The organism is Nocardioides salarius (assembly GCF_016907435.1).
Lineage (GTDB): Bacteria > Actinomycetota > Actinomycetes > Propionibacteriales > Nocardioidaceae > Nocardioides > Nocardioides salarius.
Genome location: NZ_JAFBBZ010000001.1, coordinates 515,899 through 541,855, shown reverse-complemented (window position 1 = coordinate 541,855; position 25,957 = coordinate 515,899). Strand labels below are relative to the sequence as shown.

The following is a 25,957-nucleotide window of genomic DNA, read 5'->3' as shown; positions in this document are numbered from 1 at the left end:
TTGAGCCCGATGCGCATCCTCCTCGCCGGTGGCGGCACCGCCGGCCACACCTCGCCCCTGCTCGCCACCGCCGACGCGCTGCGCCGGCTCGACCCGACGGTCGAGATCACCTGCCTGGGCACCCCCCGGGGCCTGGAGAACACCGTGGTCCCCGCGGCCGGCTACCCCCTCGAGCTGGTGCCGCCGGTGCCGCTGCCGCGCAAGCCCGGCGTCGACCTGCTCAAGGTGCCCGCCCGGGTGCGCGCCGCGGTGCGCGAGACCCACGCCGTGCTCGACCGCGTCGACCCGCACGTGGTCGTCGGCTACGGCGGCTACGTCTCGGTGCCGGCGTACCTGGCCGCCCGCAAGCGCCGCCTGCCCGTGGTGGTGCACGAGCAGAACGCGCTGCCCGGCCTGGGCAACAAGCTCGGCGCCCGGGTCGCCTCGCGGCGCGGCGGCCGGGTCGCGGTCAGCTTCCCCGACACCCCGCTGCCGGGCGCGGAGTACGTCGGCCTGCCGATCCGGCGGATGATCTCCACCCTCGACCGCGACGCGCTGCGCGCCGAGGCACGCGCCTTCTTCGGGCTCGACCCCGACCGCCCGACCCTGGTGGTGACCGGAGGCTCCCAGGGCGCGCGGCGCATCAACCAGGCCGTCTCGGGCGCCGCCCGCCAGCTCGGCGAGGCCGGCGTGCAGGTGCTGCACGTCGTGGGCGCGCGCGGGGAGGCCGAGCCCGGTGCGACCACGGCGACCGCGACGCCCTACGTCGTGGAGCACTTCGTCGACCGGATGGACCTCGCCCTGGCCGCCGCCGACCTGATGGTCTGCCGCAGCGGGGCCAACAGCGTCGTCGAGGCCGCCGCCACCGGGGTGCCCGCGGTCTTCGTGCCGCTGCCGATCGGCAACGGCGAGCAGGAGCTCAACGCCCGCCCGGTCGTCGAGGCCGGGGGAGCGCTGCTGGTGCGCGATGAGGACCTGCACGCCGAGTGGGTGGTGGCCAACGTCGTGCCGCTGGCCACCGACGCCGCCCGGCTGGCCACGATGAGCACCGCGGCGCGCCACCTGGTGCCCCGTGACGCCGACGAGGCGCTCGCGCGCATCGTGCTCGAGGCCGGGGGAGCGACGCGATGAGGCTGCCGGTCCCCGAGGTGGTGCCCGGCCTCGACGAGCTCGGCCGCGTGCACTTCGTCGGCATCGGCGGGGCCGGCCTGTCGGCCATCGCGCGCATCATGGCCGCCCGCGGTGTCGAGGTCACCGGCAGCGACGACCACGACACCCCCTTCCTGCCCTCGCTGCGCGAGGCGGGGGTCACCTGCCACCTCGGCTACGACCCCGCCCACCTCGGCGACCTCGGCCCCGGTGACACCGCCGTGGTCACCACCGCCGCGCGCGAGGACAACCCCGAGGTCCTCGAGGCCCGCCGTCGGGGGCTGCGGCTGCTGCCGCGCTCGGCCGGGCTCGCCTCGGTGATGACCGAGCGCCGGGTGCTGGCCGTGGCCGGCACGCACGGCAAGACCACCACCACGTCGCTGCTGACCGTGGCCCTGCTCGCCTGCGGCGCCGACCCGACGTACGCCGTCGGCGGCGTGCTGTCGGCCACCGGGCGCAACGCCGACGCCGGGGCCGGCGACCTCTTCGTCGCCGAGGCCGACGAGAGCGACGGCGCCTTCCTGGTCTACCGCCCCCACGCGGCGATCGTGACCAACGTCGGTGCCGACCACCTCGACACCTGGGGCACCGAGGAGGCCTACCGCGCGGCCTTCGCCGAGTTCGTGACCACCATCGACGCCGACGGCTTCCTGGTCGCCTGCGTCGACGACCCCGGGGCCGAGGCGCTGCGCCCGCTGGCCGCCGCCCGCGGTCTCGAGCTGGTCGGTGTCGGCGAGGGCGAGCACGCCGACCTGCGCGCGCTCGACGTCGTCCTCGAGGGCACCACGTCCTCCTTCACCGTCGTCGACCGCGGCCGCGAGCTGGGCCGGGTGCGCCTGGCCATCCCCGGTCGGCACTACGTGCTCGACGCGCTGGCAGCGCTCGGGGTCGGGCTGCGGCTCGGGATGCCGTTCGAGGGGCTGCGCGACGGGCTCGAGGCCTTCGGCGGCACCGGCCGCCGGATGGAGGCCAAGGGCGAGGCCGGTGGCGTGCGCGTCTACGACTCCTACGCCCACCAGCCCATCGAGATCGCCGGCGACCTCGAGGCCGCGCGCTCGGTGGCGGGGGAGGGCCGCGTCGTCGTGGCCTTCCAGCCCCACCTCGTCTCGCGCACCCGGCTCTTCGGAGCCGCCATGGGCGTCGCGCTGGGCGCCGCCGACGAGGTCGTGGTGCTCGACGTGCACCTGGCCCGCGAGGACGCCGACCCCGAGGTCACCGGCGCGCTGGTCGCCGACCACGTGCCGCTGCCGGCCGAGCGTGTCGCCTTCGTGCCCGACATCGCCGACGTGCCGGCCGCCCTCGTCGACCGGGCCCGCCCCGGCGACCTGGTGCTGACCCTGGGCGCCGGCAGCGTGACCGAGGTCGGGCCCCGCGTGCTCGAGCTGCTGCGGGAGGCGCCAGGTGGCTGAGACCCGCACCCGCGCGAGCACGTCCACCGGCACCGTCGCGGCCTCCTCGCAGCGCCGCTTCGCGCGCCGCCAGTGGTCGCGGCGCTGGCTGCGGCTGCGCTACGTCGTCATCGCGGTGCTGGCGCTCGCACTGCTCGTGGTCGGGGTCTGGTCGGTCTGGTTCTCCTCGCTGCTGGCCGTCGAGCAGGTCGAGGTGGCCGGCGCCGACGTGCTGAGCGAGCAGGAGGTCCGCGAGGCCGCCTCGGTGCCGGTGGGCGACCCGGTGGCCCGCATCGACCTCGACGCGGTGCGTGCGCGGGTCGAGGCGCTGGCCGTGGTGCGCAGCGCCGACGTGACGCGCGCCTGGCCCGACGGCGTGCGCGTCGAGGTCGAGGAGCGGGTCGCCGTGGCGGTGGTGCGCATCGGCTCGACGCTGCGCGGCATGGACGCCGAGGGCGTGGTCTTCCGCGACTACCGCGACACCCCCACCGACCTGCCCCGCGTCGACGCGCTCTCCGGCGTGACCAGCGAGGCGCTGCGCGAGGGCGCCGCCGTCGTGGCCGCGCTGCCCGAGGGGCTGGCCGCCGACGTCGACCACGTCGAGGTCGGCACCGTCGACCAGATCCGCCTGCTGCTGCGCGACGGGCGCGAGGTGGTCTGGGGCAGCAGCTCCGACGCCGAGCAGAAGGCACGCGTCCTCGAGGTGCTGCTCGAGCAGGACGGCCGGGTGCTCGACGTCTCCGTGCCCGCCACCCCCACCACCCGCAGCTGACCCGGCCCGAACTTCGCGCCGACCCGGCCTGAACTTCGCGCCGAGCCGGCCCGGACCTCCCACCGACCCCGGAGCCGGGCGCGGGTGTGAGCGGACCCACGCGGCGCCATCTCAGAAAAGACGCCGACACGCGGTGTGTCGGCGCCGAGCGGGTACGCCGGCTGCCTACTGTCGTGACCACGACGAGGTTGACATAACTATAACCCTCTACCTGAGGGTCAGAGTTGAGAGACACGCCGACCCGTCGCCCCAGGACTCAGCACCACCCCGCACCACACCGCATCACCCAGCACGACCCAGCACGACCCAGCACAGCAACGAAACCAACCGAGCACTCAGCGAGAGGCGAGCCACCGTGGCAGCAGCACAGAACTACCTGGCCATCATCAAGGTCGTGGGCATCGGTGGTGGTGGTGTCAACGCCGTCAACCGGATGATCGAGGTCGGTCTCAAGGGCGTCGAGTTCATCGCCATCAACACCGACGCGCAGGCGCTGCTCATGAGCGACGCCGACGTCAAGCTCGACATCGGCCGCGAGCTCACCCGCGGCCTCGGCGCCGGCGCCAACCCCGAGGTCGGGGCCCGCGCGGCCGAGGACCACGCCGACGAGATCGAGGAGGTGCTCAAGGGCGCCGACATGGTCTTCGTCACCGCCGGCGAGGGCGGCGGCACGGGCACCGGCGGCGCTCCCGTCGTGGCCCGCATCGCTCGGTCGCTCGGCGCGCTGACCATCGGCGTCGTCACCCGGCCCTTCGCCTTCGAGGGACGTCGTCGCGCCAACTCCGCGGAGGAGGGCATCGCCGGGCTCCGCGAGGAGGTCGACACGCTGATCGTCATCCCCAACGACCGGCTGCTCTCCATCAGCGACCGCAACGTGTCGGTCCTCGACGCCTTCAAGCAGGCCGACCAGGTGCTGCTGCAGGGTGTCTCGGGCATCACCGACCTGATCACCACCCCCGGCCTGATCAACCTCGACTTCGCCGACGTGAAGTCGGTGATGGCCAACGCGGGCTCCGCGCTGATGGGCATCGGCTCGGCGCGCGGTGAGGACCGCTCGGTGGCCGCGGCCGAGATGGCGGTCTCCTCGCCGCTGCTCGAGGCGAGCATCGACGGAGCCCACGGCGTGCTGCTCTCGATCGCCGGTGGCTCCGACCTGGGCCTCTTCGAGATCAACGAGGCCGCGGCGCTGGTCGCCGAGGCCGTGCACGCCGAGGCCAACATCATCTTCGGCGCCACGATCGACGACGCCCTCGGCGACGAGGTGCGCGTCACCGTGATCGCCGCCGGCTTCGACGGCGGCACCCCCAAGCGCCGCGACGAGGGCACCGTGCTGCGTCGCGAGCCGCGCGAGCAGCAGAGCCAGAGCCAGGAGGAGACCCGCGAGGCGGCGCGTGCGGCAGCGAGCCGCCGCGACGAGCGCGACAAGGTCGAGGCCGGTGCCCGTCAGGGCTCCGCGCCGCAGCGGCCCGCCGTCGCCCCGCAGCAGACCTTCGCCCCGTCGGCTCCGCAGGCTCCCAAGCCGGCGCCGCGCCAGGTCCAGTTCGACGACGACGACCTCGACGTGCCCGACTTCTTGAAGTGAGCGCCTGAGGGTTCGTGTACAGCTTCCGTGACCACCGTGAGGGCGACGTCCGTGTCGACGTCGCCTTCACCGACTCCAGCGTCGACCTCCAGGGGCTGCGCCCGGGCTTCGCCGAGGCCCTGCCGCTCGTGGAGAGCGCCTGCGGTGTCCGCTTCGCGCGGATGAACCAGGTGCACGGTGCCGACGTCCTGCTCGTCGACGAGCCGGGCCCGGCTCCCACGGAGCAGGTGCCCACGGCCGACGCCCTGGTCACGCTCACCACCGGGCTCGGGCTGATGGTCCGGGTCGCCGACTGCGTGCCGGTGCTGCTGGCCGACGCCGGCAGTGGCGTCGTGGCAGCGGTGCACGCCGGCAGGGCGGGCGTCGCGCTCTCGGTCGTGGCCCGTGCCGTGGAGCAGATGCGCCACCACGGCGCGGTGGCCGTGCACGCGTGGGTCGGCCCGCACGTGTGCGGCGGCTGCTACGAGGTGCCCGAGCAGATGCGCGAGGAGGTGGCAGCGGTGGTGCCGCAGACCTGGTCCGAGACGACGTGGGGGACCCCCTCGCTCGACCTCGGGGCCGGGGTGCGAGCCCAGCTCGAGGCGCTCGACGTCAGCCTCACCGAGGTCGCCCGGTGCACGATCGAGGACCCTGCGCTGCACTCCCACCGGCGCGACGGTGCCACCGCGGGCCGGATGGCCGGCCTGGTGTGGACGTCGTGAGCCGCCGTGCCGAGCTCGCGGCCGGCCTGGCCTCGGTCCGCGAGCGGATCGACGCGGCCCGGGCCTCGGCGGGCCGCGACGACGAGGTCGGCCTGGTCGTGGTCACCAAGTTCTTCCCCGCCTCCGACGTCAGGCTGCTGGCCGACCTGGGCGTGCGCGAGGTGGGGGAGAACCGGCACCAGGAGGCCGAGGCCAAGGCCGCCGAGTGCGCCGACCTCGACCTCGTGTGGCACTACATCGGCGCCCTGCAGAGCAACAAGGCCGCCGCCGTCGCGCGCTACGCCGGCGTCGTCGAGTCGCTGGACCGCCCCAAGCTCGTGCGCGGCCTCGACCGCGGTGCCGCGGAGCGGGCCAGCCCGCTCGACGTGCTGGTGCAGGTCAGCCTCGACCCGCCGGGCGCCGAGCACCGCGCCGGCGCCGCACCCGACGACGTACCCGCGCTGGCGCAGGCCGTCGCGGACAGCGAGCACCTGCGGCTGCGGGGCCTGATGGCCGTCGCACCGCTCGGCGAGGACCCCCGCGCGGCGTTCGACCGGTTGGCCCGGGTGCGCGAGCACCTGCTGGCCGACCACCCCCAGGCAGACCGGCTCTCGGCCGGGATGAGCGGCGACCTCGAGCAGGCCGTCGCCGCCGGCGCGACACACGTGCGCGTCGGCTCCGCAATCCTCGGTTCGAGGCCTGCGGTCCGTTAGATTCACACCACCAGGCGTCCGTCACCGGACGCTCGAGATCCGGAGGGCACCACCATGAGCGGCGCGATGCGCAGGATCGGCGAGTACCTCGGTCTCGTCGAGGACACCGGCCGGTACGACGGCGACCACGGCGAGCACGACCCCAGCGACGACTACACCGCCGAGACCCGTCCCGTGGCCGCCCCCGGCCCTTCCCGACACGAGCGTGCGCGCGAGAACCGCCCCGCACCCGTGGCAGACCTCGCCGAGCGCCGTCGTCCGGCGCCCGGCCCGACCGGAGTGGTGGCCGAGCTGTCCCGCATCACGACCCTGCACCCCAGCACCTACAACGAGGCCCGCACGGTGGGGGAGAACTTCCGTGAGGGCGTCCCGGTGATCATGAACCTCTCCGAGATGGACGACGCCGACGCCAAGCGCCTGGTCGACTTCGCCGCCGGGCTGGTCTTTGCGACGCGTGGCACCATCGAGCGCGTCACCAACAAGGTCTTCCTCCTCTCGCCCGCCAACGTCACGGTGGCGGCCGAGGACAAGGAGCGCATCGCCGAGGGTGGCTTCTTCAACCAGAGCTGAGGCTCGCGCGACCCCGGCCCGGGACGCGAGCCCGGGTCACTGAACAGGAGACGAGACCGACGTGCAGGTCGCCGGTTCGATCATCTACATCATCCTGACGATCTTCTGGATCTTCTTGTGGGTCCGCTTCGTCGTCGACTGGGTGATGGTCTTCGCACGCGACTGGTCGCCACGCGGCCCCGTGCTGGTGGTGCTGGAGGCCGTCTACTCGGTCACCGACCCCCCGATCAAGGCGCTGCGCCGCGTGGTGCCGCCGCTGCGGCTGGGCAGCATCGCCCTGGACCTCAGCTTCCTGATCGTCTTCATCAGCGTCTGGATCCTGCGCAGCGTGGTCGCGGCCACGATGTTGTGAGGCCGGGGTGAACCCGCGTGTCACACCTGTCCCAGTCTTGGGGCTATTGTTCGATCCGACAGGTCGAGGACGCAGTGCGCTCCTCGGGACAACCACGACTACGAATGGGTGAGGTCATGCCGTTGACACCCGAGGACGTGAGCAACAAGCGCTTCACTCCGGTCCGTCTCCGCGAGGGGTACGACATGGGGGAGGTCGACCAGTTCCTTGACGAGGTCGAGGCCGAGCTCGCACGTCTGACCAAGGAGAACGAGGACCTGCGCGCCCGGCTCGCGTCGGCCCAGTCCGGTGGCGACACCGGGCAGCAGCCCGCAGCCGCCGCGGCCCCGGCCCCGGAGAAGCCGCAGGAGAAGGCGCCCGAGCCGGCTCCGGCTCCCGAGCCCACCCCGGCACCGGTCGCGGCCGCCGCCGCGACCCCGGTCGAGACCATCCGCGTCGAGACCGTCCCGCAGGCCTCCAACGCCGCCGCCCGGCTGCTCGAGCTCGCCACCCGCAACGCCGACGAGCTGGTCGACGAGGCGAAGAACGATGCCGACAAGATCATCGGCGAGGCCCGCACCAAGGCCGAGCGGCTCGAGAGCGAGTCGAAGTCGAAGGCCGACCGGCTCGAGTCCGATGCCCGCACCCGCGCCCAGATGCTCGACTCCGAGACCGCCGAGCGTCGTCAGCAGATGTTCGGCGACCTGGAGCGCGAGCGCGACAAGCTCAGCGGCGAGGTGGAGAACCTGCGCTCCTTCGAGCGCGAGTACCGCTCGCGCCTCAAGAGCTACTTCACCCAGCAGCTCGAGGCGCTCGAGGGCACCGGCGACACCAGCAACGAGGAGAGCCCGCAGCCCAAGCGCCTGCGCTCGATCCTCGGCGAGGACGAGGGCTGATCCAGCCCCTCGCCCCAGCACCGCTCCCGACGCGGCCGACCCCGGTGGGGTCGGCCGCGTCGTGCGTCGGTGCCGGTGTGGCGGTTTTGAGGCCCCGGGTCCAGGGGCTACTCTCCGTGCCACCGCTGTCGTCTGAGAAGAGGCGCACGGCCAGGGACGGGTCCCCGCTGGGGTCGCCGGAGGGAGGCGGGCGCCATGGCTCGTGGACGACGGATGCTCGCCGCTGAGGTGGCATCGTCCGCGCGCCGGGCCGAGGGTCGCCCCGGCGACGCACCGCCCGCCACGAGGGCGGCCGCGACGACGACTCTGCACACCAGACCCGCTCCACCACGACCCCGGACAAGAAGGCAGCGCCCGTGACGAGCTCACCCGCGAAGAAGACCGCCCCGAAGAAGACCGCCAAGAAGGCCCCGGCAGCCGCGGAGGCGCTGGTCGTCAAGTCCGACGAGGAGGCCTGGACCCCCGGCGAGCTCGACGAGCTGCTCGGCGAGCTCAACGAGCAGCGCGAGCACAGCGCCGCCGTCGTGGCGGAGATGGAGGCCGAGCTCGACGGGTTGATGCGCGACTCCGGTGACGGAGCCGGGCTCGACCAGGCCGACGTCGGCGCCACGAGCTTCGAGCGCGACCACGAGCTGAGCGTGCTCAACAGCGAGCGCGACAAGCTCGCCCAGATCGACCGGGCCCTGGGGCGCATCGCCGACGGCAGCTACGGGCAGTGCGAGTCGTGCGGTCAGCCGATCGGCAAGTTGCGGTTGATGGCCTTCCCCCGTGCGACACTGTGCATGCCATGCAAGCAGCGCGAGGAGCGGCGATAGACCCGGCCGCAGCACCCGAGGACCGACCGACCCGCCGACGTACCTGGGCGCTCTTCGCCGTCGTCGCCCTGACGGGCTACGCGCTCGACCTGGGCACCAAGGTGCTCGCCGTGAGCCGGCTCGAGGGGGAGCCCGACGTGCCGGTCGTGGGCGACCTGCTGGTCCTGCGGCTGGTGAAGAACCCGGGGGCCGCCTTCAGCACCGGCACCGAGTACACCGTGGTGCTCAGCGTGCTGTCCATCGTGGCCGCCGTCGTGGTGGCCTACCTCAGCGTCCGGCTGCGCAGCCGGTTGTGGGCCCTGGGCCTGGGACTGCTGATGGCCGGTGTGCTCGGCAACCTGACCGACCGGGTCTTCCGTGCCCCCGGACCCATGCGCGGTCACGTCATCGACTTCCTGATGCTGCCCAACTGGCCGGTCTTCAACCTCGCCGACATGGCCATCAACGGTGCCGCGGCGCTGATCCTGGTGCAGGCCTTCCGGGGCGTGCGCCTCGACGGCACCCGCGAGCGCGACGACGAGCAGGAGCGAGCAGCATGACCCGGGTCTCCGACCAGCGTGCCCTGCACGTCCCCGACGCCATGGCCGGTGAGCGGGTCGACGCCGCCATGGCGCGGCTCTTCGGGCTCTCCCGCAGCCGTGCCGCCGAGCTCGTGGCCCAGGGCCACGTGCTCCTCGACGGTGCCACCCCGAGCAAGAGCGACCGGGTGCTGCCCGGCTCGCTCCTCGAGGTCAGCATCCCCAGCGTCGTGGACCCCCTCGAGGTCAAGCCCGAGATCGTCGAGGGCATCAAGATCATCCACGACGACGACTCCATCGTGGTGATCGACAAGCCGGTGGGCGTCGCGGTGCACCCCTCGCCGGGTTGGGGCGGGCCGACCGTGGTCGGCCACCTCGCCGGCGCCGGGTTCCGGATCGCCACCAGCGGCGCCTCCGAGCGCCAGGGCATCGTGCAGCGGCTCGACGTCGGCACGTCCGGCGTGATGGTGATCTGCAAGTCCGAGCACGCCTACTCGGTGCTCAAGAACGCCTTCCGGCACCGCATGGTCGACAAGACCTACCACGCGGTCGTGCAGGGCCACCCCGACCCGCTGGAGGGCACCATCGACGCCCCCATCGGCCGCCACCCCAAGGCCGACTACAAGTTCGCGGTGATGGCCGACGGCCGTGCGTCGGTCACCCACTACGAGACGCTCGAGGCGCACCGCTTCGCGAGCCTGCTCGAGGTCCACCTCGAGACCGGGCGCACCCACCAGATCCGGGTGCACATGAGCGCCCTGAAGCACCCCTGCGTGGGCGACCTGACCTACGGCGCCGACCCGGTGCTGGCCAAGCGGTTCGGCGTCGAGCGGCAGTGGCTGCACGCGGTGCGCCTGGGCTTCGAGCACCCCGACACCGGCGAGCAGGTCCAGTACGAGTCGTCGTACCCCGACGACCTGGCCCGCGCGCTCGACACGATCCGCGATGCCCACTGACACCAGCGACCTGTGGCTGCGCCCGGCCGAGCCGGGCGACGCCGCAGCGCTGGCTGCTGTGCACGTGGCGGCCCGCCGGGCCGCTCCCATGCCCGCCCCGGTGCACGGCGAGGCCGACGTCGCCCGGTGGCTGGCGGCGCGGGTGGAGACCGACGAGGTGTGGGTCGCCGACCTCGCGGACCACGGCGTCGTGGGCTACGCCCGGCTGACCCCCGGCTGGCTCGACGACCTGTACGTCGCTCCGGTGGCGGCGCGGCGAGGCGTGGGCGGCGCGCTGCTCGACCTGGTCAAGGCGCGCGAGCCCGACGGCTTCTGCCTGTGGGTCTTCGCCTCCAACGCCCCGGCCCGGGCGTTCTACGCGGGCCACGGCCTCGTCGAGCTCGAGAGCACCGACGGCTCGGCGAACGAGGAGGGCGCCCCCGACGTGCGGCTGGCCTGGCCGGGCGCCGAGCCGTTGCGGTTCCTGCGCGGCCTGGTCGACGACGTCGACGCCCAGCTGGGCGACCTGCTGGCGCGGCGCGCGGCGCTGACCCGCGCCATCCAGCCCTTCAAGGACACCACGAGGCGCGACCCGGGGCGCGAGCGCGCCGTGGCCGAGTCGCTCGCGACCCGTGCTCCCGAGCTCGGTGTCGAGCGCCTCGAGCGGATCGCGCACGCCATCATCACCGAGTCCCTGGACGCGGCGGCCGAGCGGACCTGAGTGTCGGTGCGCCCTGGCAACCTGTCGGTGTCGGTCGCGTAGGCTGACGTCCTTCCCCCAGGATCGACGTACGACCCCGGTGCCCTGCGCTGGTCGCGCTCGATGCTGCCCCACCGCACCGATCCCGAAGGGATGCTGCTCGCGACCATGGCGACCTCGTCGGACTCCTTCGTGCACCTGCACGTGCACACCGAGTACTCCATGCTCGACGGCGCCGCCCGGCTGGGCGCGCTGACCGAGCGCGCGGCCGAGCTGGGCATGCCGGCCATCGCCATGACCGACCACGGCAACGTGTTCGGCGCCTACGAGTTCTACTCGAAGGCCAAGGCCGCCGGCGTGAAGCCGATCATCGGCATCGAGGCCTACTTCGCGCCCAACATCTCGCGCTTCGAGCGCAAGGGCGTCAACTTCTACGGGGGCGGGCCCGACGACGTCTCCAACCGCGGCGCCTACACCCACATGACGCTGCTCTCGGAGTCGACCGAGGGCATGCACAACCTCTTCCGGCTCTCCACCGGGGCGTGGCGCGACGGCTTCTTCAAGCACCCGCGCATGGACCGCGAGCTGCTCTCGCAGCACGGCAAGGGGATCATCGGCACCACCGGCTGCCCCTCCGGCGAGATCCAGGTGCACCTGCGCCACGGCAACTACGCCGCTGCCCGCCAGGCCGCCGGCGACTTCCAGGAGATCCTCGGCAAGGAGAACTACTTCCTCGAGCTGATGGACCACGGCCTCGACATCGAGAACCGGGTCCGCGACGGCCTGCTCGAGCTCGGCCGCGACCTCAAGATCCCGCTGCTGGCCACCAACGACTCGCACTACGTCATGCGCGAGGACGCCAAGAGCCAGGAGCACCTGCTGTGCATCAACTCCGGCTCCACGATGGACATCCCCGCCGGTGACGGCCCCGGCCAGCGCTTCGCCTTCTCCGGGGACGGCTACTACATCAAGTCCGCCGAGGAGATGCGGGCGCTGTGGGCCGACAGGTACCAGCTGCGCGAGGCGTGCGACAACACGCTGCTGATCGCCGAGCGCTGCGACGTGGAGTTCTCCGAGGGCGTGGGCAAGTACATGCCCAAGTTCCCCTGCCCGCCGGGGGAGAACGAGGACTCCTGGCTGGTCAAGGAGGTCGAGCGCGGGCTGCAGTTCCGCTACCCGAACGGCATCCCCGACGAGGTCCGCAAGCAGGCCGAGTTCGAGCTCGGCGTGATCACCCAGATGGGCTTCCCCGGCTACTTCCTCGTCGTCGCCGACTTCATCAACTGGGCCAAGAACAACGGCATCCGCGTCGGCCCCGGCCGCGGCTCGGGCGCGGGCTCGATGGTCGCCTACGCGCTGCGCATCACCGACCTCGACCCGCTGGTGCACGGGCTGATCTTCGAGCGCTTCCTCAACCCCGACCGCGTCTCCATGCCCGACTTCGACATCGACTTCGACGAGCGCCGGCGCGGCGAGGTCATCAAGTACGTCACCGAGAAGTACGGCGACGACCGGGTCTCCTACATCGTCACCTACGGCACCATCAAGGCCAAGCAGGCCGTCAAGGACTCCTCGCGCATCCTGGGCTACCCCTTCGCGATGGGCGACCGCATCACCAAGGCGATGCCCGCGGCGGTGATGGGCAAGGACGTGCCGCTGCAGCAGATCTTCGACCCCGAGCACGCCCGCTACGGCGAGGGCGGGGAGTTCCGCCAGCTCTACGACGCCGACAACGACGTGCAGAAGGTCGTCGACACCGCCATCGGCATCGAGGGCCTCAAGCGCCAGTGGGGCGTGCACGCCGCCGGCGTGATCATGTCGAGCGAGCCGCTCGAGGACGTCATCCCGCTGCTCAAGCGCCCCGCCGACGGCGCGATGATCACCCAGTTCGACTACCCCACCTGTGAGGGCCTCGGCCTGATCAAGATGGACTTCCTCGGGCTGCGCAACCTGACCGTCCTCGACGACGCCATCAAGAACATCGAGGCCAACCGCGGCGAGACGGTGGTCCTCGAGGACCTCGAGCTGACCGACGAGAACACCTACGCCCTGCTGCAGCGCGGCGACACGCTGGGCGTCTTCCAGCTCGACGGCGGCCCGATGCGCGCGCTGCTGCGCTCGATGCGCCCCGACACCTTCGAGGACATCTCCGCGGTCGGCGCGCTCTACCGCCCCGGCCCGATGGGTGCCGACTCGCACAACAAGTACGCGCGCCGCAAGACCGGTCGTGAGCCGGTCGAGCCGATCCACCCCGAGCTCGCCGAGGCGCTCGAGGACGTGCTGGGCGAGACCTACGGCCTGATCGTCTACCAGGAGCAGGTGATGGCGATCGCCCAGAAGCTCGCGGGCTACACGCTGGGCCAGGCCGACATCCTGCGGCGCGCGATGGGCAAGAAGAAGAAGGCCGAGCTCGACAAGCAGTTCGCCGGCTTCTCGGCCGGCATGAAGGAGCAGGGCTACTCCGACGCCGCCATCAAGACGCTGTGGGACATCCTGCTGCCGTTCTCCGACTACGCCTTCAACAAGGCGCACTCGGCGGCGTACGGCGTGGTGTCCTACTGGACCGCCTACCTCAAGGCCAACTACCCGGCCGAGTACATGGCCGCGCTGCTGACCTCGGTCAAGGACGACAAGGACAAGTCGGCGATCTACCTCAACGAGTGCCGACGCATGAAGATCCAGGTGCTGCCGCCCGACGTCAACGAGTCGGCCGCCAACTTCACCCCGGTCGGCAACGACGTGCGCTTCGGCCTGACCGCGGTGCGCAACGTCGGGGCCAACGTCGTCGACGGCATCGTCTCGGGGCGCGAGCAGAAGGGCCGCTACACCGACTTCAACGACTTCATGGACAAGGTGCCGGCGCTGGTGTGCAACAAGCGCGTCATCGAGTCGCTGGTCAAGGCCGGGGCCTTCGACGAGATGAAGCACCGCCGCCGAGCGCTGGTGGCCATCCACGAGACCGCCGTCGACCAGTACGTCGACATCAAGCGCAACGAGGCGATCGGCCAGGACTCCCTCTTCGGCGGGATGGACGACGACGCGGGCGGCTCCTTCGGGATCTCGGTGACGGTGCCCGACATCGACGAGTGGGACAAGACCACGCTGCTGGCCCACGAGCGCGACATGCTCGGTCTCTACGTCTCCGACCACCCGCTGCTGGGCCTGGAGCACGTGCTGGCCAACGGCTCCGACTGCACCATCGGCCAGCTGATGCTCGACGAGGACCGCACCGACGGCTCGCCGATCACCATCAGCGGGCTGGTCACGTCGGTGCAGCGCAAGATCACCAAGCGCGGCGACGCGTGGGCGATGATCACGCTCGAGGACCTCGACGGCGGCATCGACGTGCTGCTCTTCCCCAGCGCCTACCAGCTGGCCTCGACGCTGCTGGTCGAGGACGCGATCCTGACCGTCAAGGGCCGGCTCTCGCGCAGCAAGGACCAGCCCGAGATCCACGGCCAGGAGGTCTCGGTCCCCGACATCTCCGACGGCCCGTCGGGCCCGGTCGTCATCTCGATGCCCTCGACGCGCTGCACCGGCCCCGTGGTCGAGCAGCTCAAGGACGTGCTCGGCACCCACCCTGGGATGACCGAAGTACGGTTGCGACTCATGACGCGGGAGGCGACGAAGGTGATGAGGCTCGACGACCGGCTGCGGGTCACTCCGACCCCGGCGCTGTTCGCCGACCTCAAGGCGCTGCTGGGTCCGGGATGCCTGACCAGCTGACCCACTCGTCGTCGCACCACTACCCGTTCGGCTCCTCGCTCGCGCAACCGGGCGACGTACGCCGGGCGCGGGCGGGGCTGCGCGCGAGCCTGCTGCAGGCGCTGGGCGTCGTGCTGGTCTTCCTCGTCGCCGGGGCCGCGCTGGGCTGGGTCTGGGAGCGCTGGTGGGAGCCGTCCACGGGCACGGTCTTCCGCAAGGAGTGGTTCCCCGTCGACGCCGAGGGCCGCTACGACCTCGACGCGCTGCGCAACGAGTTCGCCGGCACCGCGCAGTACGTCGTTCTCGCGCTGGGCGGGGGAGTCGTGCTGGGCGCGCTGTCCAGCCTGGCTCTCCTCGGCCGGGAGCTGCTGGCCCTGGTGGTGGTGCTGGTGGCCTCGGTGCTGGCGGCCGTGGTGATGTGGCAGGTCGGCGCGGTGCTCGGTCCGGCCGACCCGCAGGAGCTGGCCCGCACCGCGGGTCGTGGCGCGAGCCTGCCCAGCGACCTGAGCCTCGACAGTCTGGGGGCGCTGGTGGCCTGGCCCCTGGGGGCGCTCGTGGGCCTGAGCGGCGTGTACTTCGCCCTCCCGCTCGGTGCACGGGAGCGCTAGTGCCGCGGGTACCCTCCGCGGGTGACGAACCACCAGCCCCCTGAGAACCAGCCGAACCCCGAGCCGCACCAGCCCCACGAAGCCTGGCAGGGCGGCACCCCGGAGTACCTCGAGTCCGGCGGGGGTCGTCGCCCCGCCAGGGGTGGCCGGCGTCGGCGTCCGCTGCTGCTCGCGGGCCTGGGCGTGCTGGGGCTCGGAGTCGCCGGTGGCGTCGCCTTCGGTGCGTGGTGGTACCTCGCCGACGGCGGGTCCGCCGCCGAGGCGCTGCCCGCCGACAGCCTGGGCTACGTCGGGCTCACCCTCGACCCGAGCGGTCAGCAGAAGCTGCAGGCGCTCGAGACGCTGCGCAAGTTCCCGGCCCTCGCCGAGGAGCTCGACCTCGAGGGGGATGCCAGCGACGTCGACCTCAAGGAGCGCCTCGTCGACCTGGTCCTCGAGGATGCTCCCTGCACGGGACTCAGCCACGGCGAGGACGTCGAGCCGTGGCTCGGGGACCGGCTCGGCGTGGCGGCCGTGGACCTCGGGGGCGACGCGCCCGCTGCCGTCGTGGCGGTCGAGGTCACCGACGCCGAGGCCGCCGACGAGGGCCTCGCGGAGATCGACGCGTGCGGCGACGACTCGGGGGAGGCGAGCTTCGCCTGGTCGGTCGAGGGCGACTGGCTGCTGGCCACCGAGGATGCCGAGAGCCTGGGGCGCGTGCAGGACCTGGTGGCCGAGGGCACGCTGGCCGACGACGAGGACTTCCAGCGCTGGACCTCCGCCGCGGGTGGGGAGGGGCTGGTGACGCTGTACGCCGCGCCCGCCGCAGGCCCCTACCTGGCCGGGCTGGTGGAGAGGGACCCTGCCCTCGCCGAGGACCTGGGCCTGAGCGTCCCGGGGCAGGACGAGCTGCCCGAGCAGGTCGAGGAGGCGCTCGGCGACTTCGCGGGTGCCGGTGCCCAGCTGCGCTTCGCCGACGGCGCGCTCGAGCTCGAGGGGGCGGGGTCGATCGGCGAGTCGGGCTACCTGCGTGCGTTGAGCGGCGACGTCTCCGAGCTGGTGGGCTCGCTGCCCGCCGACACCGGGCTCGCCTACGCGATGGGGGTGCAGGAGGGCTGGTTCGACGAGCTCCTCACCTACCTGGCCGACACCTCGCAGGGTCTCGTGGAGGCCGACGAGCTCGCCGACGAGCTGGTCAGGCTCACGGGTCTCACCGGCTCCGACCTCGAGGCCGCCGTGGGCGGAGGCGTGGCCCTGGCCATCGGTGGCGGCGTGGACCCGGCCGAGATGCTCGGTCCCGACCCGACGTCGTTCCCGCTGGCGCTGAAGGTGGACGGTGAGGTGGACGACGTCGAGAAGGTCGTCGAGGCGCTCTCCGACCAGCTCGGCCCCGACGCCGGGCTGGTCGGTCTCGCCGAGGGCGACGCCGGTGTGGCGGTGGGGCTGGACGGCCCCTGGCTCGACGAGGTCGCCGATGGCGGCGAGCTGGGTCGCAGCGAGCGGTTCCGCACGGTGCTGCCCGACGCCGATCGGGCCGAGGGGATCAGCTACCTCGACCTGGATGCCGTGCGCGCCGTGGTCGCCGAGGCGCTCGAGCAGCTCGGAGGACCCGACGAGGCCACCGAGGTCCTCGACGACCTCGCCCCGCTCGCCGCCTTCGGCGCGGCGAGCTGGCTCGAGGACGACGTCCTCCGGCTCCGGGTGCGCCTAACCACCGACTGACCTCCTGCGCCAGCGGGAAGTCTGGGCCGGCTCGGCGGGAAGTTCGGGCCGGCTCGGCGGGAGATTCGGGCCGGCTCGGCGGGGCGAATTCCAGGTAGTCACGCAACACCGTGGTTGGTGGGTGGTTGTGAGAGTAGTTGGTCAAGGACTTCGGCGGGTGTGAGGAAGCCGTGGCGTTTGCGGGGTCGGGTGTTGAGCTGAGTGGCGATGTTGTCGAGTAGGCCGGGTCCGTAGAAGGACAGGTCGCCGCCTTTGGGCAGGTATTGGCGCAGCAGGCCGTTGGTGTTCTCGTTCGAGCCGCGTTGCCAGGGCGAGTGCGGGTCGCAGAAGTAGACGTCGAGGTCGGTGGCTTTGGTGATCTCGACGTGGTTGGCCATCTCGCTGCCCTGGTCCCAGGTCAGCGAGCCGCGCAGCTGTTCGGGCAGGGTCGCGATTTTGGCCACGAGCGCTTCTTGGACCGCTGCGGCGCCGTGGTCACCAGGCAGGTGCAGCAGCATCACGAACCCGGTGGTGCGCTCGACCAAGGTGCCGACCGCGGACCCAGAAGCGGTCGAGCCGAGGATCAGGTCGCCTTCCCAGTGCCCGGGCACCGCACGGTCCTCGACCTCGGCGGGGCGTTCGCTGATCATGATCATGTCGGGGATCCGGCCGCGTCTCTCGGCCTCACGGCGGTGGGGTTTGCGCATCGAGCGTCCGGTGCGCAGATGGGTGGTCAGCTCGCGCTTGAGCCCGCCGCGGGCCTGGACGTACAGCGACTGGTAGATCGTCTCGGGCGACACCCGCATCTCCGCATCGTCGGGGAAGTCCAGTTTGAGTCTGCCAGCGATCTGCTCGGGGCTCAGGTCCTGCTCCAGGCGCTCCTGGACCGCCCGGCGCAGCCGCAGGTTGGTGGCCAGCTTCGCGCTGCGCGCAGCGCTACGACCCCGATCGATCTTGGCCTGAGCCACCGAAGCCCGGTACCCGCGCCCGGTCTGGCCACGGGCCAGCTCACGGCTGATCGTGGCCGGGCTGCGACCGACGCGACGCGCGACCTCTCGCATCCCATGGCCGGCGTGGGTCAGCGCCGCGATCTCCTCCCGCTCGAACCACGACAGGTATCGGCCCACCGGCGGATTCACGGGAACAGGGTTCACCCCGCCAGCCTTGCTGAAGACCCGCTTCGCAGTGGTCGCCGACATGCCCGCCACGCGAGCAGCCGACTTCACCCCCAGACCAGAACGGATCGCCTCCCAAAACGGACGGTCCAACTCCCTGGGCCTCATCGGACGTGCCATAACGCAGCTCCTCAGTCATCTGAGGTGTTGCATCACTTCCTAGAACCCAGGCGGGAGATATGGGCCGGGTCAGCGGGAGACGGGGGCGGTGGTGGCCCGGGTGAGGGCGACCAGGTCGGTGGGGGAGAGCTCGAGGTCGAAGCCGCGGCGCCCGCCGGAGACCAGCACCGTGGGGTGCTCCAGCGCGCCGGCGTCGACGACGGTCGGCAGCGCCTTCTTCTGGCCCAGCGGCGAGATGCCGCCGACGACGTACCCGGTGACCCGCTCGGCGACGGCGGGGTCGGCCATCACCGCGCGGCTGCCGCCCAGCGCCCGGGCCAGCGCCTTGAGGTCGAGCTGGGCGCTGACGGGCACCACCGCGACCGCGAGCCGCCCGTCGACCTCGGCCAGCAGCGTCTTGAGCACCCGCGCCGCGTCGACGCCGAGGGCCTGCGCCGCCTCCAGCCCGTACGACGTCGCGCGGGGGTCGTGCTCGTAGGTGTGGGCCACGTGCTCCACGCCGGCGCGCGCCAGCGCCAGCGTGGCCTGGGTGGTGGGGGAGCGGTCGCGGGAGCGGCGGGCCACGCCGACCCGCCTAGTTGGGCGACCAGCGCGTGCGCGCCACGTCGGTCGCGGGCAGGGAGGGGATCACGTTCATCGCCCGCAGCTCCTGCTGCAGCAGGTCGGTGACCAGCACCAGCCGCTCGCCGGCGTCGTCGGCCTCGAGCAGCGCCTGGCGCTCGGGCATGGGCAGCGGCGCGCAGGCCGCCAGCGTCCACGACAGGTACGACGGGTCGCGGGGCAGCGCCCCGCTGTAGGGGTCGGCGCGCAGGTCGGCCAGCGCGGCGCGGTAGGCGGTGAAGACGGCGCGGGCGCGCTCGACGACGTGCTCGTCGACGGCGCCGGCCGGCTCGGGACGCTCCTCGACGTGGCCCACCGGGAAGAGGCCCGAGGTCTCGAGCCGCTCGAGCGCGATCCGCTCGAGACCGACGGCCACGCACGAGAAGGTGCCGTCGTCGTGCGGCTCGACCTCGGTGAGCAGCACCTTGACCCCGATCCGGTAGAGCGACTGCGCGCCGTGGTCGCCGACCTCGTAGCCCTCGCGGATGCCCACGGTGCCGAACAGCCGCTGCGTCGGGTCCTCCACGCGCAGCAGGTGGTGCACCAGCGCCCGGTAGCGGTCCTCGAAGACGGTCAGCGGCACGCTGACGCCCGGGAACAGCACGGAGCCCAGCGGGAACATCGGCAGCGTGTCGTCCACGTCCACCAACCTAGCCCTCCGGCGTGCACCGTGCTGGTCACCGTGTTGGTCGCGAGCTGGGCGCCGTGCTGTCCATCACCGCCGCTGAATCGGTGCGGGTGGGCGCGCGCTCGTAGACTCGGGGGCATGATCCGCCGCATCGACCTGCGCAGTGCCGCCACCGGCCGCGCGGCAGGGGAGCCGTTCGACTACCGCACGGCCCTGCCCCGCGCCGACTTCGACGTCGAGGCCGCCGTGCCCGCGGTGCATGCGATCACCGAGGCGGTGCGCACCGGCGGTCTCCCCGCGATCCAGGAGATGTCGGCGAAGTTCGACGGGGTCGAGCGCGACGACGTGCGGGTGGCCCCCGAGGCGATGCGCCGCGCCCTCGAGGAGCTCGACCCGGCGATCCGCGCGGGGCTCGAGGAGTCCATCGCGCGGCTGCGCAGGACCTGCGCGAACGAGCTCGAGCGCGACGCCGTCACCGACCTGGGCCCCGGCGCCCGGGTGACGCACCGCAAGGTGCCGATCGACCGGGTCGGCCTCTACGTGCCCGGCGGCCTCGCGCCGCTGGTCTCGAGCGTGCTGATGAACGTGGTGCCCGCCCAGACCGCGGGCGTGCGCTCGCTGGCGCTGGCCTCCCCGCCGCAGAAGGACTTCGGCGGCGAGGTGCACCCCACCATCCTCGCGGCCTGCGAGATGCTCGGCGTCGAGGAGGTCTACGCCGTCGGCGGCGCCCAGGCGATCGCGATGTTCGCCTACGGGGTCGGCCCGTGCGAGCGCGTCGACATGGTCACCGGCCCGGGCAACATCTACGTGGTGACCGCCAAGCGCCTGCTCAAGGGCGTGGTGGGCATCGACTCCGAGGCCGGCCCGACCGAGATCGCGGTCCTGGCCGACGACACCGCGCAGGCGGCGTACGTCGCGGCCGACCTGGTCAGCCAGGCCGAGCACGACCCGCTGGCCGCGAGCGTGCTGGTGACCACCTCCGAGCGGCTCGCCGACGAGGTCGACGCCGAGCTCGACAAGCAGGTCTCGGTGACCAAGCACCAGGAGCGCATCCGCACCAGCCTCGGCGGGCGCCAGTCGGGCATCGTGCTGGTCGACGACCTCGAGCAGGGTCTCGAGGTCGTCAACGCCTACGGCGCCGAGCACCTCGAGATCCACACCGACGACGCGTCCGAGGTCGCGGCGCGGGTGCGCAACGCCGGCGCGATCTTCGTGGGCCCGCACGCCCCGGTGAGCCTGGGCGACTACTGCGCCGGCTCCAACCACGTGCTGCCCAGCGGCGGCTGCGCCTGCCACTCCTCGGGGCTCTCGGTGCGCGCGTTCACCAAGTCGGTGCACGTCGTCGACTACTCGCGCGAGGGCCTGGCCGAGGTGGCCGACCACGTCGTCACCCTCGCCGACGCCGAGGACCTGCCCGGTCACGGCGCCGCCGTGCGCGTGCGCTTCGAGAGCTAGGGGCCGGCGATGGTCTTCCCCCCGCTGCGCGAGGAGCTGCAGGGGCTGGCGCCGTACGGCGCGCCCCAGGTCTCCCTGGAGCGCGCCCCGGTGCAGCTCAACACCAACGAGAACCCCTACGGCCCGTCGCCGGCCTGCGCCGACGACGTGGCCGAGGCGGTGCGTGCCGCCGCGACGACGCTGAACCGCTACCCCGACCGCGAGCACGTCGAGCTGCGCGCCGCCCTGGCGGCCTACCTCTCGCGCGACACCGAGCCCACCCGGGGCTTCTCGATCGACCCGGCGCAGGTGTGGGCGGCCAACGGCTCCAACGAGGTCATGCTCCAGCTGCTGCAGGCCTTCGGCGGGCCGGGCCGGCGCGCGCTGAGCTTCGCCCCGACCTACTCGATGTACCCCGAGTACGCCCGCGACACCGCCACCGAGTGGGTGCAGGGTCGCCGCGAGGACGACTTCACCCTCGACCTCGAGGCCGCCCGCGCGCTGGTGCTCGAGCAGCGGCCCAGCGTCGTCCTGCTGCCCAGCCCCAACAACCCCACCGGCACCGCCCTGGCACCGGAGGCGGTGGGCGTGCTGTGCGAGGCCGCGGCCTCCTACGAGCCGTGCGGCCTGGTGGTCATCGACGAGGCGTACGGCGAGTTCCGCCGCGCGGGCACGCCGAGCGCGCTCGAGCTGCTGCCCGAGCACCGCAACCTCGTGGTGACCCGCACCATGAGCAAGGCGTTCGCGCTGGCCGGCGCCCGGCTGGGCTACCTGGCCGCCGACCCGGCGATCTGTGACGCCATCCGCGTGGTGCGCCTGCCCTACCACCTCTCGGCGGTGACCCAGGCGGTCGCGCTGGCCGCGCTGCGCCACGCCCCCGAGCTGCTCGGCCGGGTCGACGACCTGCGCGCCGAGCGCGACCGCACGGTCGCCTCGCTGCGCGCCAAGGGACTCACGGTCGCCGACAGCGACGCCAACTTCGTGCTGTTCGGCTGCTTCGCCGACCGCCACGCCACCTGGGAGCAGCTGCTCGAGCGGGGCGTGCTGGTGCGCGAGACCGGCCCCGAGGGGTGGCTGCGCGTCTCGGTGGGCACCCCGGAGGAGATGATGGCCTTCGACGCCGCCCTCGACGAGGTGCTGGCGCTGGACTCCCCGCAGACCCCGCTGACCCCGCCGACCCAGGAAGTGAGCAGCCGATGAGCCGCACCGCACGCATCGAGCGACAGACCAGCGAGTCCAAGGTGCTCGTCGAGGTCGACCTCGACGGGTCGGGCCGCCACGACATCTCCACCGGGGTCGGCTTCTACGACCACATGCTCACCGCGTTCGCGCGCCACGCGCTGGTCGACCTGACCGTCCAGGTCGAGGGCGACGTGCACATCGACGCCCACCACACCGTCGAGGACGCCGCGATCGCCCTGGGCCAGGCGCTGCGCCAGGCGCTGGGCGACAAGGCCGGCGTACGCCGCTTCGGCGACGCGACCGTGCCGCTCGACGAGGCGCTGGTCCAGGCCGTCGTCGACGTCTCCGGCCGCCCCTACTGCGTGCACACCGGCGAGCCCGAGGGCCAGCAGTACGTCTCGCTGGGCGGCAGCGGGGTCGGCTACCTCGGCTCGCTGACCCGCCACGTCTTCGAGACGATCGCCTTCCACGCCCACCTCGCGCTGCACGTGCGGGTGCTGGCCGGGCGCGAGCCGCACCACATCGTGGAGACGCAGTTCAAGGCGTTCGCCCGGGCCTTCCGCGACGCGGTCGCGATCGACCCGCGCGAGAGCGGCATCCCCTCGACGAAGGGCGCGCTGTGAGCGATCGCCCCACGGTGGCGGTCCTCGACTACGGCTCGGGCAACCTGCGCTCGGTCGTGCGGGCCGTCGAGCGCGCCGGCGCCGAGGTCGAGCTGACCTCCGACTTCGAGGCCTGCCTGGCCGCCGACGGCCTGCTGGTGCCCGGCGTCGGGGCGTACGCCGCGTGCATGGCCGGGCTGCGCGAGGTCAAGGGCGAGCGGATCATCGGGCGGCGCCTGGCCGGGGGCCGCCCGGTGCTGGGCATCTGCGTGGGCATGCAGGTCCTCTTCGCGCGCGGCATCGAGCACGGCGTCGAGAGCGAGGGCTGCGACGAGTGGCCCGGCCTGGTCGAGCGGCTGCAGGCACCGGTGGTGCCGCACATGGGCTGGAACACCGTCGAGGTGCCGGAGGGCTCGGCGATGTTCGCCGGCGTCGAGGGCGAGCGGTTCTACTTCGTGCACTCCTACGGCGTGCGCGAGTGGGAGCTCGAGACCAACGACCGCACCCGCGCCCCGCTGGTGACCTGGGCCGAGACCGGCGCCCCCGAGCAGGACGGCGACCGGTTCGTCGCGGCGGTCGAGAACGGACCGCTGTGGGCCACCCAGTTCCACCCCGAGAAGTCGGGCGACGCCGGCGCGGCGCTGCTGCGCAACTGGGTCGCCACCCTGCGGTCCTGAGCGCGGGCACCGGGCGATGAGCAAGGAGCGGGCGCGCCGGCGCGAGGCGCGCGAGCACGAGCAGGCGCTGCTGGCCGCGGCGCGCGCGGCCGAGGCCGAGCGTCGCGAGCGGCGCGCGGCGCGACGCCGGGCGGTGGCCTCGTGGCTGCCCGAGCGCTCGCGCACCGGCCGCCCGACCGGCATCGTCGCCGAGCGGGAGCGCCGCCAGCGCACCACCACCGTGGTGCTGGTCGTGGTGCTCAACGTCCTCGTCGCCCTGCTCACCGACGGCTGGGCCTGGCCGGCCCTGTCGCTGGTCGTCTCCGCCCTGGCCGCCCCCGTCCTGCACACCCTGCTGTTCCGCCGCTGAGGCGGCTCCACCACCCGGAAGGTCCCATGAGCGACTACCTGCAGCTCCTCCCCGCCGTCGACATCACCGAGGGTCGCGCCGTCCAGCTCGCCCAGGGCGTCGCCGGCTCCGAGCGCGTGTACGGCGACCCGGTCGCCGCCGCGCGCCGCTGGCAGGACGCGGGCGCCGAGTGGCTGCACCTGGTCGACCTCGACGCGGCCTTCGGACGCGGCACCAACCGCGACCTGCAGGCCCAGATCGTCGGCGCGCTCGACATCGACGTGGAGATGTCGGGCGGCATCCGCGACGACGAGTCGCTGGAGGCCGCGCTGGCCACCGGCTGCCGCCGGGTCAACATCGGCACCGCCGCGCTCGAGTCGCCCGAGTGGTGCGCCAAGGTGATCGCCGAGCACGGCGACCGGATCGCCATCGGCCTCGACGTGCGCGGGCGCACCCTGGCCGCGCGCGGCTGGACCCGCGAGGGCGGCGACCTCTACGACGTGCTGGCCCGCCTCGACGCCGAGGGCTGCGCGCGCTACGTGGTCACCGACGTCAACAAGGACGGGATGCTGCAGGGGCCCAACCTGCAGCTGCTGCGCGACGTCTGCGCGGTCACCGACCGCCCGGTCATCGCCTCCGGCGGGGTCACCGAGCTCGCCGATATCGAGGCGCTGATGTCGCTGGTCCCCGACGGTGTCGAGGGCGCGATCGCCGGCACCGCCCTCTACGAGGGCCGCTTCACCCTCGAGGACGCGCTCGCCCTGACCAGGGGCGCCTCGTGAGCCTCGCGGTGCGCGTCATCCCGTGCCTCGACGTCGACGGGGGCCGGGTCGTCAAGGGCGTGAACTTCCAGGGCCTGCGCGACGCCGGCGACCCGGTCGAGCTGGCCAAGCTCTACGACGCCGAGGGCGCCGACGAGCTGACCTTCCTAGACATCTCCGCCTCCCACGAGGGCCGCGCCACCACGATGGAGATCGTGGCGGCGACCGCCGAGCAGGTCTTCATCCCGCTCACCGTCGGCGGCGGCGTGGGCTCGGTGGCCGACGTCGACCGGCTGCTGCGCGCGGGCGCCGACAAGATCGCGGTCAACACCGCCGCGATCCGCCGCCCCGAGCTGGTCGCCGAGATCGCCGACCGGTTCGGCAACCAGGTGCTGGTGCTCTCGGTCGACGCGCGCCGCGCGAGCGGCACCGGCTCGGGCTTCGAGGTGACCACCCACGGCGGGCGCACCTCGGCCGGGCTCGACGCCGTCGAGTGGGCGCACCGGGCCGCCGAGCTGGGCGCGGGGGAGATCCTGCTCAACGCCATGGACGCCGACGGCACCCGCGACGGCTTCGACCTCGAGCTGATCGAGGCGGTGCGCCGCGAGGTGAGCATCCCGGTGATCGCCTCGGGAGGCGCCGGGGCGCCCGAGCACTTCGCGCCCGCGGTCGACGCGGGCGCCGACGCGGTGCTGGCGGCCTCGGTCTTCCACTTCGGCACGCTCACCGTGGGCCAGGTCAAGGACGCCCTGGCCCAGGGCGGCCATCCCGTCCGCTGACTCCCGCGTCGGTCTGCGGGCCTACCCGGCGGGGTAGCCCGACCCGCGCAGCAGCCCGCTGAGGTGCGCGGCGTTGGCCGCCGCGGTGCGCGTGGTCGACGCGGTGCCCTCGGGGGTCTCCTCGAGGTCGTTGTAGTCGGTGCCGTGCATCGCCTCGCCCACCCAGTACGTCGCCGCCTGGGCCGGGATGGTCATCCCGACGTCGCTGAGCCCCTGGAGCAGCTCGGCGGTGGTGTGGTGGGCCCCGTCCTCGTTGCCGACCACGGCCACGAGGGCGACCTTGTCGAAGAGGACCGGGCGCCCGGCGTCGTCGGTCTCGGCCAGCTCGGCGTCGAGGCGCTCGAGCACCATCTTCACCACCGACGAGGGCTGGCCCAGCCAGATCGGGGTGGCCAGCACGAGCACGTCGCAGGCGAGGATCTTCTGCCGGATGGCGGGCCACTCGTCGCCGTCGCCCTCGTCGGTGGAGACGCCGAAGCGGACCCGGTGGTCGACGACGCGCACCACCTCGCCGCTGCCGCCGTGCTCCTCGAGCACGGCGAGCACCTCGCGGCCCAGCTTGTCGGCGCTCGACGGGGCCGGCGAGCTCTTCAGCGTGCAGTTCAGGACGAGTGCGCGGAAGGTCATGGCCCCACCGTGCCTCGCGGGCC

Annotated in this window: 27 protein-coding genes; 23 read left to right on the top strand and 4 right to left on the bottom strand. The window is 72.9% G+C overall.

Annotated elements, in window-relative coordinates:
• The first annotated feature begins 9 nt into the window (after positions 1–9).
• The 16 genes from murG to JOE61_RS02610 all read left to right on the top strand — a co-directional run bounded on the left by murG (position 10) and on the right by JOE61_RS02610 (position 17,042).
• Entirely contained in the window at positions 10–1,110 is a 1,101-nt protein-coding gene (murG, locus tag JOE61_RS02685) for an undecaprenyldiphospho-muramoylpentapeptide beta-N-acetylglucosaminyltransferase (RefSeq protein WP_193670374.1), read from the top strand.
• Positions 1,107–2,537, top strand: coding sequence for a UDP-N-acetylmuramate--L-alanine ligase (gene murC / locus JOE61_RS02680; RefSeq protein ID WP_193670373.1), 1,431 nt, complete (start codon positions 1,107–1,109; stop codon positions 2,535–2,537). The genes murG and murC overlap by 4 nt, the downstream gene beginning before the upstream one ends.
• Complete coding sequence (locus JOE61_RS02675; RefSeq protein ID WP_193670372.1) at positions 2,530–3,288, top strand: cell division protein FtsQ/DivIB; 759 nt, start codon at positions 2,530–2,532, stop codon at positions 3,286–3,288. Before murC ends, JOE61_RS02675 begins: the two co-directional genes overlap by 8 nt.
• A gap of 355 nt (positions 3,289–3,643) precedes the next feature.
• Positions 3,644–4,870 carry a cell division protein FtsZ gene (gene ftsZ, locus JOE61_RS02670; RefSeq protein WP_193670371.1) on the top strand — a complete coding sequence of 409 codons (1,227 nt, stop codon included), beginning with the start codon at positions 3,644–3,646 and terminating at the stop codon, positions 4,868–4,870.
• Positions 4,871–4,884: 14 nt separating this feature from the next.
• A complete protein-coding gene (locus tag JOE61_RS02665; RefSeq protein ID WP_193670370.1) occupies positions 4,885–5,571 on the top strand; it encodes a purine nucleoside phosphorylase YfiH/LACC1 family protein in 687 nt (228 codons plus the stop codon).
• Positions 5,568–6,263 carry a YggS family pyridoxal phosphate-dependent enzyme gene (locus JOE61_RS02660; protein WP_193670369.1) on the top strand — a complete coding sequence of 232 codons (696 nt, stop codon included), beginning with the start codon at positions 5,568–5,570 and terminating at the stop codon, positions 6,261–6,263. The genes JOE61_RS02665 and JOE61_RS02660 overlap by 4 nt, the downstream gene beginning before the upstream one ends.
• A gap of 54 nt (positions 6,264–6,317) precedes the next feature.
• The gene (locus tag JOE61_RS02655; protein ID WP_193670368.1) at positions 6,318–6,833 is read left to right on the top strand and encodes a cell division protein SepF; all 516 of its coding nucleotides are present in this window, start codon (positions 6,318–6,320) and stop codon (positions 6,831–6,833) included.
• 61 nt (positions 6,834–6,894) lie between these two features.
• The gene (locus JOE61_RS02650) at positions 6,895–7,185 is read left to right on the top strand and encodes a YggT family protein (RefSeq protein ID WP_193670367.1); all 291 of its coding nucleotides are present in this window, start codon (positions 6,895–6,897) and stop codon (positions 7,183–7,185) included.
• 116 nt (positions 7,186–7,301) lie between these two features.
• Positions 7,302–8,060 (top strand): DivIVA domain-containing protein, encoded by a 759-nt coding sequence (locus JOE61_RS02645; protein WP_227492161.1) that lies wholly within the window; start codon positions 7,302–7,304, stop codon positions 8,058–8,060.
• Positions 8,061–8,416: 356 nt separating this feature from the next.
• Positions 8,417–8,875 (top strand): TraR/DksA family transcriptional regulator, encoded by a 459-nt coding sequence (locus tag JOE61_RS02640; protein ID WP_193670365.1) that lies wholly within the window; start codon positions 8,417–8,419, stop codon positions 8,873–8,875.
• On the top strand, positions 8,848–9,414 hold the full coding sequence (lspA, locus tag JOE61_RS02635) for a signal peptidase II (protein WP_193670364.1): 567 nt from the start codon (positions 8,848–8,850) through the stop codon (positions 9,412–9,414). Before JOE61_RS02640 ends, lspA begins: the two co-directional genes overlap by 28 nt.
• Positions 9,411–10,349, top strand: a complete 939-nt coding sequence (locus tag JOE61_RS02630; protein WP_193670363.1) for an RluA family pseudouridine synthase — start codon at positions 9,411–9,413, stop codon at positions 10,347–10,349. The genes lspA and JOE61_RS02630 overlap by 4 nt, the downstream gene beginning before the upstream one ends.
• Entirely contained in the window at positions 10,339–11,049 is a 711-nt protein-coding gene (locus JOE61_RS02625) for a GNAT family N-acetyltransferase (protein ID WP_193670362.1), read from the top strand. Before JOE61_RS02630 ends, JOE61_RS02625 begins: the two co-directional genes overlap by 11 nt.
• A gap of 132 nt (positions 11,050–11,181) precedes the next feature.
• Positions 11,182–14,754, top strand: a complete 3,573-nt coding sequence (dnaE, locus tag JOE61_RS02620) for a DNA polymerase III subunit alpha (protein ID WP_227492160.1) — start codon at positions 11,182–11,184, stop codon at positions 14,752–14,754.
• Positions 14,739–15,341 (top strand): hypothetical protein, encoded by a 603-nt coding sequence (locus JOE61_RS02615; RefSeq protein WP_193670361.1) that lies wholly within the window; start codon positions 14,739–14,741, stop codon positions 15,339–15,341. Before dnaE ends, JOE61_RS02615 begins: the two co-directional genes overlap by 16 nt.
• Before the next feature lie 21 nt (positions 15,342–15,362).
• Positions 15,363–17,042, top strand: coding sequence for a hypothetical protein (locus tag JOE61_RS02610; protein ID WP_193670360.1), 1,680 nt, complete (start codon positions 15,363–15,365; stop codon positions 17,040–17,042).
• Between the two features lie 98 nt (positions 17,043–17,140).
• Here JOE61_RS02610 and JOE61_RS02605 read toward each other — a convergent pair whose 3' ends face one another.
• The 3 genes from JOE61_RS02605 to JOE61_RS02595 all read right to left on the bottom strand — a co-directional run bounded on the left by JOE61_RS02605 (position 17,141) and on the right by JOE61_RS02595 (position 19,556).
• Positions 17,141–18,316: an IS30 family transposase gene (locus JOE61_RS02605; RefSeq protein ID WP_239553304.1), complete on the bottom strand. Its 1,176-nt coding sequence runs from the start codon at positions 18,314–18,316 to the stop codon at positions 17,141–17,143.
• Positions 18,317–18,385: 69 nt separating this feature from the next.
• Positions 18,386–18,880 (bottom strand): Cys-tRNA(Pro) deacylase, encoded by a 495-nt coding sequence (gene ybaK, locus JOE61_RS02600; RefSeq protein WP_193669184.1) that lies wholly within the window; start codon positions 18,878–18,880, stop codon positions 18,386–18,388.
• Between the two features lie 10 nt (positions 18,881–18,890).
• Positions 18,891–19,556 (bottom strand): LON peptidase substrate-binding domain-containing protein, encoded by a 666-nt coding sequence (locus tag JOE61_RS02595; protein ID WP_193669185.1) that lies wholly within the window; start codon positions 19,554–19,556, stop codon positions 18,891–18,893.
• A gap of 126 nt (positions 19,557–19,682) precedes the next feature.
• Here JOE61_RS02595 and hisD point away from each other — a divergent pair, with 126 nt between their 5' ends.
• Genes hisD through hisF form a run of 7 tightly spaced genes read left to right on the top strand, consistent with a single transcriptional unit; the run spans position 19,683 to position 25,307 of the window.
• Positions 19,683–20,999: a histidinol dehydrogenase gene (hisD, locus tag JOE61_RS02590; RefSeq protein WP_193669186.1), complete on the top strand. Its 1,317-nt coding sequence runs from the start codon at positions 19,683–19,685 to the stop codon at positions 20,997–20,999.
• A 9-nt stretch (positions 21,000–21,008) separates the two neighbouring features.
• Positions 21,009–22,178, top strand: a complete 1,170-nt coding sequence (locus tag JOE61_RS02585) for a histidinol-phosphate transaminase (RefSeq protein ID WP_193669187.1) — start codon at positions 21,009–21,011, stop codon at positions 22,176–22,178.
• Positions 22,175–22,783, top strand: coding sequence for an imidazoleglycerol-phosphate dehydratase HisB (gene hisB, locus JOE61_RS02580; RefSeq protein ID WP_193669188.1), 609 nt, complete (start codon positions 22,175–22,177; stop codon positions 22,781–22,783). Before JOE61_RS02585 ends, hisB begins: the two co-directional genes overlap by 4 nt.
• Positions 22,780–23,439 carry an imidazole glycerol phosphate synthase subunit HisH gene (gene hisH, locus JOE61_RS02575; RefSeq protein ID WP_193669189.1) on the top strand — a complete coding sequence of 220 codons (660 nt, stop codon included), beginning with the start codon at positions 22,780–22,782 and terminating at the stop codon, positions 23,437–23,439. Before hisB ends, hisH begins: the two co-directional genes overlap by 4 nt.
• A 16-nt stretch (positions 23,440–23,455) precedes the next feature.
• A complete protein-coding gene (locus tag JOE61_RS02570) occupies positions 23,456–23,788 on the top strand; it encodes a hypothetical protein (RefSeq protein WP_193669190.1) in 333 nt (110 codons plus the stop codon).
• 26 nt (positions 23,789–23,814) lie between these two features.
• Positions 23,815–24,549 (top strand): bifunctional 1-(5-phosphoribosyl)-5-((5-phosphoribosylamino)methylideneamino)imidazole-4-carboxamide isomerase/phosphoribosylanthranilate isomerase PriA, encoded by a 735-nt coding sequence (gene priA / locus JOE61_RS02565; RefSeq protein WP_193669191.1) that lies wholly within the window; start codon positions 23,815–23,817, stop codon positions 24,547–24,549.
• Positions 24,546–25,307, top strand: a complete 762-nt coding sequence (gene hisF / locus JOE61_RS02560) for an imidazole glycerol phosphate synthase subunit HisF (protein ID WP_193669192.1) — start codon at positions 24,546–24,548, stop codon at positions 25,305–25,307. The genes priA and hisF overlap by 4 nt, the downstream gene beginning before the upstream one ends.
• 21 nt (positions 25,308–25,328) lie before the next feature.
• On the opposite strand, the gene JOE61_RS02555 is transcribed toward hisF, so the two are convergent.
• Complete coding sequence (locus JOE61_RS02555) at positions 25,329–25,934, bottom strand: flavodoxin family protein (protein WP_193669193.1); 606 nt, start codon at positions 25,932–25,934, stop codon at positions 25,329–25,331.
• Positions 25,935–25,957: the final 23 nt, after the last annotated feature.

Excerpts from the sequence above, each read along its gene's own strand:
- murG (WP_193670374.1), top strand. The coding sequence starts at position 10 with ATGCGCATCCTCCTCGCCGGTGGCGGCACCGCCGGCCACACCTCGCCC.
- murC (WP_193670373.1), top strand. The coding sequence starts at position 1,107 with ATGAGGCTGCCGGTCCCCGAGGTGGTGCCCGGCCTCGACGAGCTCGGC.
- JOE61_RS02655 (WP_193670368.1), top strand. The coding sequence starts at position 6,318 with ATGAGCGGCGCGATGCGCAGGATCGGCGAGTACCTCGGTCTCGTCGAG.
- JOE61_RS02645 (WP_227492161.1), top strand. The coding sequence starts at position 7,302 with ATGCCGTTGACACCCGAGGACGTGAGCAACAAGCGCTTCACTCCGGTC.
- lspA (WP_193670364.1), top strand. The coding sequence starts at position 8,848 with ATGCAAGCAGCGCGAGGAGCGGCGATAGACCCGGCCGCAGCACCCGAG.
- JOE61_RS02630 (WP_193670363.1), top strand. The coding sequence starts at position 9,411 with ATGACCCGGGTCTCCGACCAGCGTGCCCTGCACGTCCCCGACGCCATG.
- JOE61_RS02625 (WP_193670362.1), top strand. The coding sequence starts at position 10,339 with ATGCCCACTGACACCAGCGACCTGTGGCTGCGCCCGGCCGAGCCGGGC.
- dnaE (WP_227492160.1), top strand. The coding sequence starts at position 11,182 with ATGCTGCTCGCGACCATGGCGACCTCGTCGGACTCCTTCGTGCACCTG.
- JOE61_RS02615 (WP_193670361.1), top strand. The coding sequence starts at position 14,739 with ATGCCTGACCAGCTGACCCACTCGTCGTCGCACCACTACCCGTTCGGC.
- JOE61_RS02605 (WP_239553304.1), bottom strand. The coding sequence starts at position 18,316 with ATGGCACGTCCGATGAGGCCCAGGGAGTTGGACCGTCCGTTTTGGGAG.
- hisD (WP_193669186.1), top strand. The coding sequence starts at position 19,683 with ATGATCCGCCGCATCGACCTGCGCAGTGCCGCCACCGGCCGCGCGGCA.
- JOE61_RS02585 (WP_193669187.1), top strand. The coding sequence starts at position 21,009 with ATGGTCTTCCCCCCGCTGCGCGAGGAGCTGCAGGGGCTGGCGCCGTAC.
- hisB (WP_193669188.1), top strand. The coding sequence starts at position 22,175 with ATGAGCCGCACCGCACGCATCGAGCGACAGACCAGCGAGTCCAAGGTG.
- JOE61_RS02570 (WP_193669190.1), top strand. The coding sequence starts at position 23,456 with ATGAGCAAGGAGCGGGCGCGCCGGCGCGAGGCGCGCGAGCACGAGCAG.
- priA (WP_193669191.1), top strand. The coding sequence starts at position 23,815 with ATGAGCGACTACCTGCAGCTCCTCCCCGCCGTCGACATCACCGAGGGT.
- JOE61_RS02555 (WP_193669193.1), bottom strand. The coding sequence starts at position 25,934 with ATGACCTTCCGCGCACTCGTCCTGAACTGCACGCTGAAGAGCTCGCCG.